At 70.4% G+C, this 13,030-nt stretch carries 10 protein-coding genes and 1 tRNA gene; 3 read left to right on the forward strand and 8 right to left on the reverse strand.

The window, feature by feature from the left end; genetic code table 11:
* Positions 1–25 precede the first annotated feature (25 nt).
* Entirely contained in the window at positions 26–1,621 is a 1,596-nt protein-coding gene (gene mdlC, locus O7631_RS10145) for a benzoylformate decarboxylase (RefSeq protein ID WP_278144006.1), read from the reverse strand.
* 321 nt (positions 1,622–1,942) lie between these two features.
* On the opposite strand from mdlC, the gene O7631_RS10150 reads away from it, so the two are divergent.
* Together O7631_RS10150 and O7631_RS10155 are read left to right on the forward strand one after the other, a co-directional pair.
* On the forward strand, positions 1,943–2,533 hold the full coding sequence (locus tag O7631_RS10150; protein WP_088986211.1) for a YqgE/AlgH family protein: 591 nt from the start codon (positions 1,943–1,945) through the stop codon (positions 2,531–2,533).
* An 89-nt stretch (positions 2,534–2,622) separates the two neighbouring features.
* Positions 2,623–2,695 (forward strand) — tRNA-Ala (locus tag O7631_RS10155).
* 204 nt (positions 2,696–2,899) lie between these two features.
* Here O7631_RS10155 and O7631_RS10160 read toward each other — a convergent pair.
* The 7 genes from O7631_RS10160 to O7631_RS10190 form a co-directional block, all read right to left on the reverse strand.
* Entirely contained in the window at positions 2,900–4,141 is a 1,242-nt protein-coding gene (locus O7631_RS10160) for a HAMP domain-containing sensor histidine kinase (protein ID WP_278144007.1), read from the reverse strand.
* Positions 4,138–4,794, reverse strand: a complete 657-nt coding sequence (locus tag O7631_RS10165; protein WP_278144008.1) for a response regulator transcription factor — start codon at positions 4,792–4,794, stop codon at positions 4,138–4,140. Before O7631_RS10165 ends, O7631_RS10160 begins: the two co-directional genes overlap by 4 nt.
* Positions 4,795–4,857: 63 nt before the next feature.
* Positions 4,858–6,117, reverse strand: a complete 1,260-nt coding sequence (locus O7631_RS10170; protein WP_278144009.1) for a cation:proton antiporter — start codon at positions 6,115–6,117, stop codon at positions 4,858–4,860.
* The gene (locus O7631_RS10175; protein ID WP_278144010.1) at positions 6,114–7,367 is read right to left on the reverse strand and encodes a cytochrome P450; all 1,254 of its coding nucleotides are present in this window, start codon (positions 7,365–7,367) and stop codon (positions 6,114–6,116) included. Before O7631_RS10175 ends, O7631_RS10170 begins: the two co-directional genes overlap by 4 nt.
* The gene (locus O7631_RS10180) at positions 7,364–8,353 is read right to left on the reverse strand and encodes an alpha-hydroxy acid oxidase (RefSeq protein ID WP_278144011.1); all 990 of its coding nucleotides are present in this window, start codon (positions 8,351–8,353) and stop codon (positions 7,364–7,366) included. The genes O7631_RS10175 and O7631_RS10180 overlap by 4 nt, the downstream gene beginning before the upstream one ends.
* A 1-nt stretch (position 8,354) precedes the next feature.
* Positions 8,355–9,920, reverse strand: a complete 1,566-nt coding sequence (locus O7631_RS10185) for an NAD(P)-binding domain-containing protein (protein ID WP_278144012.1) — start codon at positions 9,918–9,920, stop codon at positions 8,355–8,357.
* Positions 9,910–11,424, reverse strand: a complete 1,515-nt coding sequence (locus O7631_RS10190) for an aromatic amino acid ammonia-lyase (RefSeq protein ID WP_278144013.1) — start codon at positions 11,422–11,424, stop codon at positions 9,910–9,912. Before O7631_RS10190 ends, O7631_RS10185 begins: the two co-directional genes overlap by 11 nt.
* 63 nt (positions 11,425–11,487) lie before the next feature.
* Between O7631_RS10190 and O7631_RS10195 the strand changes: the two genes are divergently transcribed.
* Positions 11,488–13,026 (forward strand): NAD(P)-binding domain-containing protein, encoded by a 1,539-nt coding sequence (locus O7631_RS10195; RefSeq protein WP_278144014.1) that lies wholly within the window; start codon positions 11,488–11,490, stop codon positions 13,024–13,026.
* Positions 13,027–13,030 lie beyond the last annotated feature (4 nt).

The raw sequence follows: 13,030 nt of genomic DNA on the forward strand, positions 1-13,030 counted from the left end.
GCGCAGCCGCGCTGAGCGGCCGGGCTCAGAGGATGCTGGGCACGTCGGTGCTGATCGGCACGGGCAGCACCGCGGGTCGGTCGGCGCGCAGCCCGGTGGTGAGCGCGACACCGAGCTGCTCGGGGGTCTCCACCACCTCTGTCGCGCAGCCGTAGCCGGCCGCGATCGCCACGATGTCCAACCCCGGGAGATCCAGGCCGGGCACCCCGGGAGTGTCCTTCAGCTCGGCGAACGCCTTGAGGATCGCGTACTGCTGGTTGACCGGGACGACGACCACCACCGGCAGCGCGAGGCGCGCGGCGGTCCACAACGCCTGCACCGAGTAGTGGAACGAGCCGTCGCCGATCACCGCGACCACCGGTCGCTGACGCCCGGCGTCCCGTTCGGCGAGGGCCACGCCGATCGCGGCCGGCAGGCCGTAGCCGAGGCCACCGCTGGCCATCGTGAAGTACGACGCCGGGCGGTTGACCTTCAGCTGGCGGCGCAGCGCGGACAGGTTGGAGGGTGACTCCTGGACCAGTACGCCGTCCGCCGGCCAGTGCGCCGCCAGCGCGGCGAACAGGGCGTCGGCGCTCAGCGGAACGGTGATCTCGGGCGCTGCCGGCGCTTGCCGGGGCGTGGGCGGTGGCCGGTCGGCCAAGGGCACCCGTTCGGTCAACGCGGCCAGGGTCAACCCCGGGTCGCCGAGGAGGCTGTCCCCGACCGGGGCGCGGGCGGCCTCGTCCGGGTCGTCCGTGACGTGTAGCAGCCGGGCCCCGTCGGGCAGGTGCCCGCCCGGCACGTACGGGTAGTAGCGGAACACCGGAGCGCCGACGACCAGCACGGTGTCGTGCCCACGTAGGGCCTCGGCCAGCGGGCCGATGGCGTACGGCAACACGCCGCGAAAGTGGCTGTGGTCCTCGGGGAACACGGCCCGCTCGGTGGCGGGAGCCGACCAGACCGGTGCGGCCAACCGCTCGGCCAGCGCGACGGCTGTCGACCAGCTCCCGGAACGGTCCACCCCGGGTCCGAACACCAGCACGGGGTTGCGGCTGTCGGCGAGGACCCGGGCGAAGTCGTCCAACCGGTCCGGGTCCGGTGCGAACCGGGTGGCCACCGAACGGGGCGCGGGCGGTGGGTCGGCCGGCTGGGCCCAGTCGTCCATCGGTAGCGAGAGGTAGACCGGCCCGGCGGGTGGTTGCACCGCCGTCGCGTACGCCCGCAGGAACGCAGCGGGGATGTCCTGCGCCCGGGCCGGCTCGTAGGCCCACTTGACGTACGGCTGGGGAAGCTCGGTGGGCCGCCGGTTGGCCAGCCGGGGTTCGAGCAGAAGCATCTCCCGGGTCTGCTGGCCGGCGCTGACGATCAGGGGGGTCTTGTTGTGCCAGGCGGTGACCAGGTTGCCCATGCCGTTGCCGGTGCCCGGGCCGGTGTGCAGGTTGACGTGGGCCGGGGTGCCGTTGGCCTGGGCGTACCCGTCGGCCATCGCCACAGCGGTCGCCTCGTGCAGCGCGTGGACGTAGTGGAAGTCGGCGGGGAAGTCGCTGAGGAACGGCTCCTCGGTGGAGCCGGGGTTGCCGAAGACCGTGGTCATGCCGAGGGTGCGAAGCACGTCGTATGTCGCATCCCGGACCGTTGCCATCGCCACCCGCCTCCGTGTCGCGGGCACAGACGACCACTGTCACCCTCCCGATCAGCCGAATCTATCGGGATGTGACGGACCTTTCGGGCGTTTCTGCACCGACAGTGGCCAAGAGCATCGATCACCAGGAAGTTCGTCGTCGGAGCTGTCGAATCTCCGTCTCAACTGTCCGATCACCTGCCGGTCAGACCTTAGCCAGCACCGGGGACGCAGGCTATGGTGCCAGGCATGGCGTTGACAGCGCGGCCGATCCCGGCGCACCGGTCGGATCCGGCAGATGACCGATCCCCGGCGCGGGCTCACGGTTGATGGGTGTGTGGGATGCAGGGAGAGGGCCAGGCGATCGGCGGACGAGCGATGGAGTCGATGACCGGGCGACTGCTGGTCGCGACTCCGGCGCTCAAGGACCCGAACTTCGACCGTACGGTGGTGCTGCTGGTCGCCCACGAGCCGGGCGGTGCGCTCGGCGTGGTGCTGAACCGCGCCACTGAGGTGCCGGTGGCCGACGTGCTCGGCGACTGGAGTGACCTGGCCCGCCATCCGGCGGTGCTGTTCGAGGGTGGCCCGGTGCAGCCCGACTCGGCCATCTGTCTCGCCCGCATGCGACACCCGATGCGTCGACTCAAGGGTTTCCACCAGGTCTCCGGAGCGGTCGGCACGATCGACCTCTCGGTCGACCCGGAGCGGCTGCGGGAGGGCATCGGCGGCATCCGGGTCTTCGCCGGCTACTCGGGCTGGGGCGGGGGCCAGTTGGAGCAGGAGATCGCCGACGGTTCCTGGTTCGTGCTGGACGCGCTTCCGGGCGACGCCTTCGTCGACCGACCCGACGACCTGTGGCCGATGGTGCTGCGCCGGCAGGGCGGGATGATGGCCGCCGTCGCCCACTTCCCCCCGGACGTGGCGCTCAACTGACCCGGCACGGCGGGGGACCCCCGCGAGATGACCATGCCGGCCGGTCTGTGTATAGTTTCCCAGTGCCCGGGCGACCGGGACGACAGCAAGGGGCCGTGGCGCAGCTGGTAGCGCACCACACTGGCAGTGTGGGGGTCAGGGGTTCGAGTCCCCTCGGCTCCACCTTGTTGCACCGCAGGTCAGCGGCTTAGTCGGAGATCATCCGCCTGGGCCGCTGATTTTTTTCGACCAGGGCTGCCTGGTCGATGTGCTGGTGAGCGATATGACTGCCAGTCATAAATATGACCAGGAGTCATATCGCTCATTGCCGCATCCGCCCTCCCGGAGGTGACTGACGGTCACCGCCGACCGCGCCCACAGCCCTCGTCAGGGTCGGGACGTCGCCGCGCGGGGGCCAGCCGCTGCGGATACCCGGGACGGAATCGTCGGTAGGCGGACGGTGAAGGTCGCCCCGGCGCCCGGTCGACTGTCGGTGGAGATCGTCCCGCCGTGGCTGGTCACCACCTCGCGCAGGAGGGCCAGGCCCAGACCGAAGCGCCGGTCCTTGGCCCCGGCGCCGCGGTGGAAGCGGTCGAAGAGGCGTGTCGCGTCGGCGGGGTCGAAGCCGGCTCCGCTGTCCGTGACCACCAGGTCCGCGTCGCGGCGGGAGGTGCGCAATGTGACGTCGATGCGGCCGCCGGACGGGGTGTGGGTGAGGGCGTTGGCGAGCAGTTCGCCGACCACGCGGCGCAGGGCCGAGGCGACACCGGGGACCAGGACCGGAGTGTCCGGGACGGTCAGGTGCACCTGGACGCCCTGCTCGGCGGCGCGGTCGGCCTCGCAGTCGACGGCCTCGGCAGCGAGGCGGGCCAGGTTGACGGGTTCGGAGGGTTGCTGTTCGGCCGGGGTGGCGGCGAGGCGGGCGGAGAGCAGCAGTTCGTCGACGATCTCGCCGAGGCGTCGGGTGGTCTCGATCAGGCGGTCGTAGTCGGCGCGGTCGGTGCCCGCGCGGCGGGCCAGGATCTGGGCGCGGGTGTGGACGTGGGCGATGGGAGTGCGTAGCTCGTGGCTGGCGTCGGCGACGAAGCGGCGTTGCCGGCTGAGCGCCTCGGCGAGCGGTGCCACCGCTCGGCGGCCCACGACGATGCCCGTGAGTACCGCCGCCGCGAGGCCGACCATCGCGGCGAGGAGGAAGGCGGCGAGCAGGTGACGCCGGTCGGAGAGCTGGAAGCGGGCGTCGAACACCGCTTGCACCACGCCGGTGCCGCGCGGCTGGGTGCGGACGTAGTAGGTGGTGCCGTTGCGGTCGACCCGGTCGCTGCGAGCCTGCCGGTCGAGGGCCACCGCGTCGATGGCGGATCGCATTGGGAAACCGGGGGGTGGCGGGTTGCGGCCCGAGTCGATGGTGCCGCCGTCGTACAGGATGATCCAGTTGCAGCCCGGCGGGCCGTCGATGGTGCCGTGGACCGCGCCGTAGGTGAGCTCCCGTTCGATCTGTTCGTGCTGACTGTGCAGCAGCGCGACGTAGGAGATGGCGGCACCCAGGGCGAGCAGCGCCGTGACGGTGAGCCCGACGAGCATGCTGACCCGCACCCGGGCCCGGCGCAGCATGGTGTCCTCGAAGCTCACAGCGTCCCCAGCCGGTAGCCGAGGCCGTGCACGGTCCGGATCACCGAGCGACCGAGCTTGCGCCGCAGGTAGTAGACGTACGTGTCGACCAGGGACGCCGCAGCCGCCTCGTCGAAGACCCGGCTGCGCAGCTCAGTTCGGGAGTGGACGGTGTGCGGTCGGGCCGCGAGCACCCGCAGCAGCTCGAACTCGCGTGCGGACAGGGCGACCCGGGTGCCGTCGGGCAGGACGACGTCGCGTACGGAGAGGTCGAGCTGGCCGGACCCGAGCCGCAGCACCTCGGTCGACTCGGAGGTCCGGCGGCAGAGTGCCCGGATACGGGCGCTCAGCTCGTCCAGGTCGAAGGGCTTCGTCAGGTAGTCGTCGGCGCCCGCGTCGAGGCCGGCGATCCGGTCCTGGACGGTACCGAGCGCGGTCAGCAGCAGCGCCCGGGCGACCACCGCCCGGGAGCGCAGCCGGACGACCAGGTCCAGCCCGTCGAGGGCGGGGAGCAGCCGGTCGATCACCATCACGTCGTACGGCCGGGTGAGCCCCAGGTGGAGGCCGCGCTGGCCGTCGGGGGCCTGGTCGACGACGTATCCCTCGTCGGTCAGGGCCTCAGCCACCATCCCGCGTAGCTCCGAGTCGTCCTCGACGAGCAGGAGTCGAGTCATACAAGGATGGTGACATAGATAACACTCTATGTGTTGTGAAACTTGTCTCCTCAAACAATAAATCTACGGGGTTCCGGCGGGAACGAGCGACGGTGTAGGAGCGGGAGCGCGTGCCTCGCGCCGCTCGATCCAACTGAGCAGCGGCGTCGTCATGAGGGTCGTGACGAGCGCGACGAGCACCAGCACGGTGAAGAGCGACGGGTTGACGATGCCCGCCTCCAGCCCCACGTTCAACGCGATCAACTGCATCAGGCCCCGGGCGTTCATGAGGGCGCCGACACGCAACGCGACACTGTTCGGCTCGCCCATCAGCCGGGCCGTACCCCAGCAGGCGCCGAACTTCCCGATGATCGCCACCGCCACGCACGCGGCGGCGAAGCCGAGCACGGCCGGGTTGCCCAGCAACGCGAACTCGGTACGCAGCCCGGAGTAGGTGAAGAACAGCGGCAGGAACACCGTCGCGGCGATCGGCGTCAACGTGTCCACCACCTTGTCGGTCTGGGCCGAGTGCGGCATCACCACGCCGACCGCGAAGGCGCCGAAGACCGCGTAGAGGCCGATCTCGTCGGTGTACCAGGCGACGAGGAAGAGCAGCGCCACGGTGCCCAGCAGCCGCGCCCGGTCGCCCGGGAGCCCCATGACGTAACCGGTCACCCGCCGCCCGCCCAGCCACAGCACCACCGCGAACAGCACCGCCCCACCCGCGGTGACGAAGGCCGGGCCGACCGCGCCCGAGGCGAACGCCAGCACCACGGCCAGCATGATCCACGCGACCATGTCGTCGATCGCGCCGCTGGCCAGGGCGAGCAACCCGAAGCGGGTGCCGGCGAGACCGCGCTCGGTGATGATCCGGGCGAGCATGGGAAAGGCCGTGATGGCGAGCGCCACACCGACGAACGCCGCGGACACCCCCAGCGAGACGCCGTCCGCGCGGATCGGGACGAAGCCCGCCATGCCCGCGACCAGTAGGACTCCCAGCACCAGCGGAACCGTGACACCCGCCAACGACACCGCTCCCGCCGTGCCCGCCAGCCCGGTCACCCGGTGCGAGGTGAAGGCGTACCCGGCCTGGAACATGAACAGCACCAGACCGACCTGGCCGACCACGTACAGGATCGGCAGCAGTGGCGCGGGGAACAGCGCGGCCTGCGCGCCCGGCCACAGCAGGCCCAGCAGTGACGGGCCGAGCAGCACCCCGGCGAGCATCTCGCTCACCACGGGCGGCTGACCCACCCTGCCGAGAAGCCAGGAGACCAGCTTGCAGAAGAGCAGAATGACCGCGACCGCGATGAAGAACCGCGGGGCGAGTTCGGTGGGGGTCACGCGCCTGCCTCCTCGAAGAATCGGGTGCACAACTTCTGTCGCCGGGCGTCGACGACCATCCAGGTGCCGCAGACGAGCTGCTTGACCGACCGCCCCACGTCGAAGACCCGGTCGCGCTGCCGCATGAGGGCGAGCCGGTTGCGGCCGGGACCGGCGAGTCCACGCGGCGTGAGGTACGCGGGACCGCGACTCGGCAGCGAGCGGGTGTGTGCCACCGACGAGCTGACCGAGAACCGCCGCAGCACCTCCCGTGTCGCCGCCCGTAGTTGGACGGGGGCTGCGCCGCGCGCCGGACAGGCCCGGTTGGCGGTGACGCCGTACGGGATGAAATGCGCGTCCTGCCGACGCAGCGACAGCCAGCGGTCCGGGTTGAACTCGTCGTCGGCCGCGGGGCCGGTGCGCTGGTAGGCCAGGTAGTTGAAGAGCAGCACCGATCCGGTGGGGAGGACGTGATCGCCCACGGAAATGGGCCCGGAGGTGATCCGGTGCGCGATACCGAACAACGGGTACACCCGGAGCGTCTCGTCGATGACCCGGTCGAGAGAGCCGTCCGACGTGTCCTCGACGGACCGTGCGCACAGCAGGATGTGCGTCATGGCCTCCGACATCTGCACCACGGCCGTGTTGAAGAACGCGCCCTGGAGGTACCAGGCGGTCTCCAGGGCGGTGAAGGGCGGTGGCAGCACGATCGGGCAGGTCCCCGCGTCGATCCGGTCCAGCAGGTAGCGCGTCAGGCGGTCCCGTCGGGACATGTGCCGCAGACTCATCCCCTTCAGCGCGGTGACCACGTCGTCCGCGTTCGCCACGATGAGCTCCCGCACGTCGCGCGGGCAGGATCCGCCGAACACCAGCTCGTACGAGACCTCGGCCCAGATCGGCATCATCAGGTCCCGTAGCCGCACGTGACTGGTCCGGCGGGTCGGGAGTGTGTCGAGGATCCGGCGGGTCGCGGCCGTCGCGAGTTCGTCGGAGCGCGCGTGTGGGACGGCCAGCACCTGACGTGTCGTCCGCGCTACCGTCCGGTACGACTCGCCGGGCTCCAGGTGCTCCTGATGCATCTGCGGACCGGGGGCGAGCCAGTACCAGAACAGGTCCGACAGCCCGGCCCCGCGGCTGCGCCCGTCGGCGGCCGGATCGCCGTAGACCCGCTCGAAGTCCTCCGGCCCCACCATCGGCCCGGGAACCGGAATGCCCTCGGTCCCGTTCACCCTCTCGAAGATCCACTCGCGGAGGTCGACCACCGCCTTCACCGGGTCACCACCTGGTCGGGCGTCAGATCGGCCGGTCGCCGCGCTCCGGCCAGGGCGAGGGCCTGGTCCAGCTCCGTGGTCAGTCGTTCGAGCGCTTCCCGTACGCCCACCGCCCCGCCCGCCGCGAGCCCGCGCACCACCGGACGCCCCACCAGCACCGCCCGCGCCCCGAGAGCAAGCGCGATCACCACGTCGGTGCCGCGGCGCACACCCCCGTCGAGCAGTACCGGGATCTGCCCGTCCACTGCCGCCACGACCGCGGGTAGCGCGTCGAGCGTGGGAATCGCCCCGTCGAGCTGACGTCCGCCGTGATTGGACACGACCACACCGGCGGCACCGTGCTCCACCGCGAGGCGGGCATCCGCGGGATGCAGGATGCCCTTGAGCAGGATCGGCAGCCCCGTGACGCCGCGCAGCCACGCGATCCGGTCCCATCCCGCCGTCGCGTCCATCGCGATCGGGCGCACCCGGCCCGTCGCGTCGCGCATGTTCTCGCAGGCGTAACCGGGCGGCAGGTCCGTGAAGCCGTTGCGCAGGTCACGCTCGCGCCGTCCGAACACCGGGGAGTCGACGGTCACCACGAGCGCCCGGCAACCCGCCGACTCGGCGCGCTTGACCACGTACTCGGTGAAGTCGAGGTCGGGTTGCGGGTACAGCTGGAACCACAGCGTCCCGCCCGCCGCCGCGATCTGCTCGACCGGCTGGGTGGCGGCCATGCTCACCACCATCGCGGTGCCGGCCGCCGCGGCCCCCCGGGCGGTGGCCGTCTCGCCGTCGGGGTGCGCGAGTCGATGAAAGGCCGTCGGTGCGACCAGGACCGGGGCGGCGAGCGACGTGCCGGCCACAGTGGTCCGCAGGTCCCGATCACCGGTCGCCCGCAGCACCCGTGGCACGATCCACCGCCGCTCGAAGGCCCGCTCGTTGGCGGCCATGGTGCGTTCCCGCCCGGCGCCGCCCTCGAAGAAGTCCTGGTGGACCGGGTCCATCTCAGCCCTCGACGCCGGAGAGGCAGCGCCCCAGGAACTCCTGTAGCGGCCGCACGTGGACCTCGGGCCGGTCCCACCGGTTCTCCAGGTTCTCGGCGAGGTGGTGGGTGCTGATCAGCCGGCCCGCGCTGTGGTAACGGACGACCGGGTGCAGGTACGCCGCGTCGTGCGCCTGCCCCACGACGTCCTGGGCCACACGGGACACGGTGATGTCGAACGGGTCTACCTGGTCGTGGTCGGGGCCGTACTCCAGGGTGATCACGAATGCCCGGTCGTGGTCGTGTTCGGCGGTGCGTAGGCCGGTCGACACGAAGTAGTCCACCGGCACCTCCTCGTGGTAGCGGGCCTCTCCTCCGGCAACGGTGAGCACGTCGGCGAGGAACCCGAACTGCTGCCACAGCGCGGAGGTGCGGTTGACCCGCTCGATGACCGCCGCGGTCATGGCCGCCGGATCGGCGGCGAGCCTGCTGGACGGCCAGTCCGTGGCGTCGTACCGACGGGAGAGGATCCTGTGCAACGCGCGCACCGCGTAGCGGAAGCCGTGCACGAAACCGCTGGTGGACTTCTTGAAGTCGCGTACCTGTGAGATCGTCCCGGCGAAGAACAGCCCGGGCACGTTCACCGACTCCCATTCCTCGGTCTGTGCCGGGAAGCGGTCCTTGATGGTGAGCTGTGGCCGCGCCGAGGCGTCGAAGATCGAGTCGTCGAAACGGAATCCCGTGCACGCCAACACCCGGTCGTAGTGCAGTTCCTTCACGACCTCGTTGGCCCTGGAGAAGCTGAACGCGACCTTGTAGCCCGTACCGTCGCGCTCGATGCTCTTGATCGTGCCGTCGAGGATCGCGTTTGCCGACTTGAGCTGGTAGGTGTCGAGGAAGTTGTTGTTGACCGCGCGCAGGTGCCCGACGTAATGGGTGCGCCACGCCATCCGCACCGAGCTGGGCCCTGCCACGTGGATCAGGGTCGTGGTCTCCATGAGGTTCTCGGCGGTCTCGAAGGCGGAGTTGCCCTTGCCGATGATCAGCACCTTCTGGTCGAGATAGTCACGCGGATCGACGCTCATCACGTCGTACCCCTCGGCCAGCTCGAATCCCGCGATGTCCGGCGAGTAGGTCTTCGAGACGCCGGTGGCGACGATCACCGCGCGGGCCTCCCAGCGCTGGTCGCCGGCCTCGACCGTGAACACGTCGTCGTGCTTGGACACGCGGGTCACCCGGGTGCCGTAACTGACAGTGACGCCCGTCTTCGCCGCGAAGTCGGCGAGGTATCGCACCATCACGTCGGCGTCGGGGAAGTACCGCTCGGTGTACTGCGTGAACAGCAGCGCTGGATCGTCGGTGAGCAGTGAGTTCCAGTCGAGCCGCAGATTCAGCTCGGGGTCGTCGGTGCCCGTGTGCGGTTTGTTGATCGAGATGAGTTGGCGGTGCCGCGGATAGGTGGCGAAGAACGCCCCCGGCCCGTCGGCGCCCTCCAGCACCAGATAGTCGCGCGTGCCGTCGGCCTCGAGCAGGGCGGCGAGCTGAAGACCGGCCGGACCGGCCCCGATGATCAGGTAATCAAGCGTCACGGCGCTCACCGTACGAGCCGGAAATCAGAGAGATTTCAAGCTCTTCCAGAATCGCGACCGCCCTTCGTACGTCTCCGTCGAGCGGCCGGTCCGGGTCGATCGCGGGTATCTCCTCCAAGGCTCGAAGGATCCGGTCACAGCCCGCCGCCGTGGGCCGGCGCGCCCCCACGTGCACCGCCTGGCGCAGCCCGAGCCCGAGCGAACCGGTGATCAGGCGCAGCAGTTCCGCCTGGTCCAGGGCGCGGAAAGCGGCTTGCGTGCCGAGCGGGATGACGTCCTGGTTGTGCAGGTTGGTGGGGAGGCTCTGCAGGCTCGCGGGCACGGAGTCCCGCCTGATCTCGGCGATGAGCGCCGTCGACGCGAGCTGCACGCCCTGCAACCCGTGTTGCTGACCCGGACCCGCCGCGAGCATCGGTGGCAGTCCGCCGTTGCGCCCCGGGTCCACGAGCAGGTCGAGTTGGCGCTCGGCGAGGTTGCCGACCTGGGCGATCACCATGGACAGGACGTCGGCGGCGAACGCAGCGGGTTGGCCGAAGAAGTTGCCGCCGTGCACGACCTTGTCGTCGGCCGGGAAGAACAGCGGGTTGTCGCTCACCCCGCCGAGGTCCGCCGTCACGACACCGTCGACGTAGCGCAGGGCGTCCTCGGCCGCGCCGAGCAACTGTGGCGCGCAGCGGATGCTGTACGGCTCCTGCAACGGTCTGGTGCCGGACCTCTCCAGCCCGGCGGCTGTCGTTCGCATCGCGGCGCCCACCGCGATGGTGCCCGGGTGGGCGTACGCCGCGAGGAGGGCCGGATCGAGGAACTGCGGATCGCAGCCGAGCAGGTCGGCGAGCAGGCAGCTCAGCGTCTGCACCACGCGGTGCGAGGTGCGGACCCGGCCCAGGGCGAGGGCCAGCGCCGCAGTGGTGAGCGAGGTGCCGTTCACCAGCGCCAGCGCGTCCCTGCCGTCGAGCGGCAGCGGCTCCAGGCCGGCCTTCGCCAGGGCCTCGCCGGCGGGCATCCGCACACCGTCCACGTAGGCGTGCCCGCGACCGCGCAGCGCCTGAGCGGCGGCACCGAGCGGGATCAGGTCGCCGCTGGCCCCCACCGAGCCGAGCCGGGGCATGGCCGGTGTGAACGTCGTGCCGAGCATGGCCGCGAGCGCGTCGATCACGTGCGGCGAGACCCCGGACGCGCCCCGGGCCAGGGACCAGGCGCGGACCAGCAGCGTCGCGCGCACGACATCCGGTGCGAGATCCGGGCCCTGCCCCGCCCCGAGGTGGGCGAGGGTGTTGTCGGCCTGGTCGCGCTGGTCGGCTCGGCCCGTGTACCCGACGAGCGCGCCGAACCCGGTGGTGGCACCGTAGATCGCCCGGTCGTCGCCGAGTGCCTTCCCGAGGAATGTGCGGCCGGTCGCCACCCGGTCGCGCACCTTGTCGCCGATCACGACAGTGACCGGTACCGCTGCGGCGCGCAGGTCGGCGGGGCGCAGCGGTGCTGCCAGATCCACCTCAATCGTCATGGAAGCGGATGCTAGAGACAGCTTCTCAGAGCGTTCTGAAATCGCCTCAGTAAATTGCGCCGTATGACGCACGATTGCCTGATCATCGGAGCCGGGCCGGCAGGTCTGCAGCTCGCGGCCCTGCTCGAACGCGACGGTCACGACTACCTGGTGCTGGAGAGCGGCCCGCGGCCGGGCACATTCTTCGAGACCTATCCCCGGCATCGCCAGCTGATTTCGATCAACAAGGTATGGACCGGATCGGAGGACCCGGAGTTCAATTTACGGTCGGACTGGAACTCGCTGTTGACCGACGATCCGGCGTTGCTCTTCAAGAACTACAGCACGCGCTACTTTCCGGCCGCGGACGATCTGGTGCGTTATCTCGCCGACTTCGCGCGGGGCCTGCGCGTCAGTTACGACACCCCGGTGACCTCCGTGTCGAAGACCGGTGACGTGTTCACGGTGCGGGCCGGCGACGACGAGTGGACGGCACGGAGACTCGTCGTCGCCACCGGCGTCTCCCAGCTCTACGTGCCGCCGATCGAGGGCGCGGACCTGGCCGAGCGTTACGACACGGTGAGCGTCGACCCCGCCGACTTCGTCAACCAACGCGTGCTGATCATCGGTAAGGGCAATTCGGCCTTCGAGACCGCGGACGCGCTCGTCGAGACCGCCGCGACGATTCACGTCGCCGGGCCGCACTCCATCAAGCTGGCCTGGCAGTCCCATTACGTCGGGCACCTGCGCGCCGTGAACAACAACTTCCTGGACACCTATCAGCTGAAGTCGCAGAACGCCGTCCTGGACGGCACTGTGGAGCAGATCAGCCGGCGGGAGGGCGGCGGGTTCCGGGTGCTCTTCCGGTACGCCCGGACGGTCGAGAATCTGCGCGAGCTCGAGTACGACCGGATCATCCTCTGCACCGGATTCCGCTTCGACGCGTCCATCTTCGCCGAGTCCGCGCGGCCGGAGCTGGTCATCAACGATCGGTTCCCGGCGCAGACGCCGGCCTTCGAGTCGGTGAACGTCAGCGGTCTCTACTTCGCCGGCACCCTCAGCCAGCAGCGTGACTTCAAGAAATCCACAAACGGCTTCATCCACGGCTTCCGCTACGCCACCCGCGCCCTGCACCACATCCTGCGCGAGCGGCACCACGGGCAGCCCTGGCCATCCCGGCAGATCGCCCTGACGCCGGAGGCGATCGCCGACTCGATACTCGCCCGGATCAACGTGACCTCGGCGCTGTGGCAGCAGTTCGCGGTGCTCGGCGACGTCATCACCGTCGAGGGCGACGCCGCCTGCTACCGCGAGGAGGTGCCGGTCGCCTACCTGCGGGAGGCGCTGCCGGACGTGTTCGCGTTCCTGGTCACCCTTGAGTACGGCCCCGACCACGACCAGGTCGACCCGTTCGACATCACGGTGCCGCGCCCGGCCGAGAACGACGCGAACGCCGCGCACGACGCCAGCTATCTCCACCCCGTGGTGCGGGTGCTGCGCGGCGGGCAGGTCGTCGCCGAGCACCACCTCGCGGAGAACCTGGAGAACACCTGGAACCTGCCGACAGTGCACCGGCAGCCCCTCGAGGTCTTCGTCAAGGGCGTCCTCGCCGATGCCCGCTGAGCCG

Origin of the sequence: Micromonospora sp. WMMD967 (genome assembly GCF_029626165.1) — a bacterium.
Classification (GTDB): Bacteria; Actinomycetota; Actinomycetes; order Mycobacteriales; family Micromonosporaceae; genus Micromonospora; species Micromonospora taraxaci.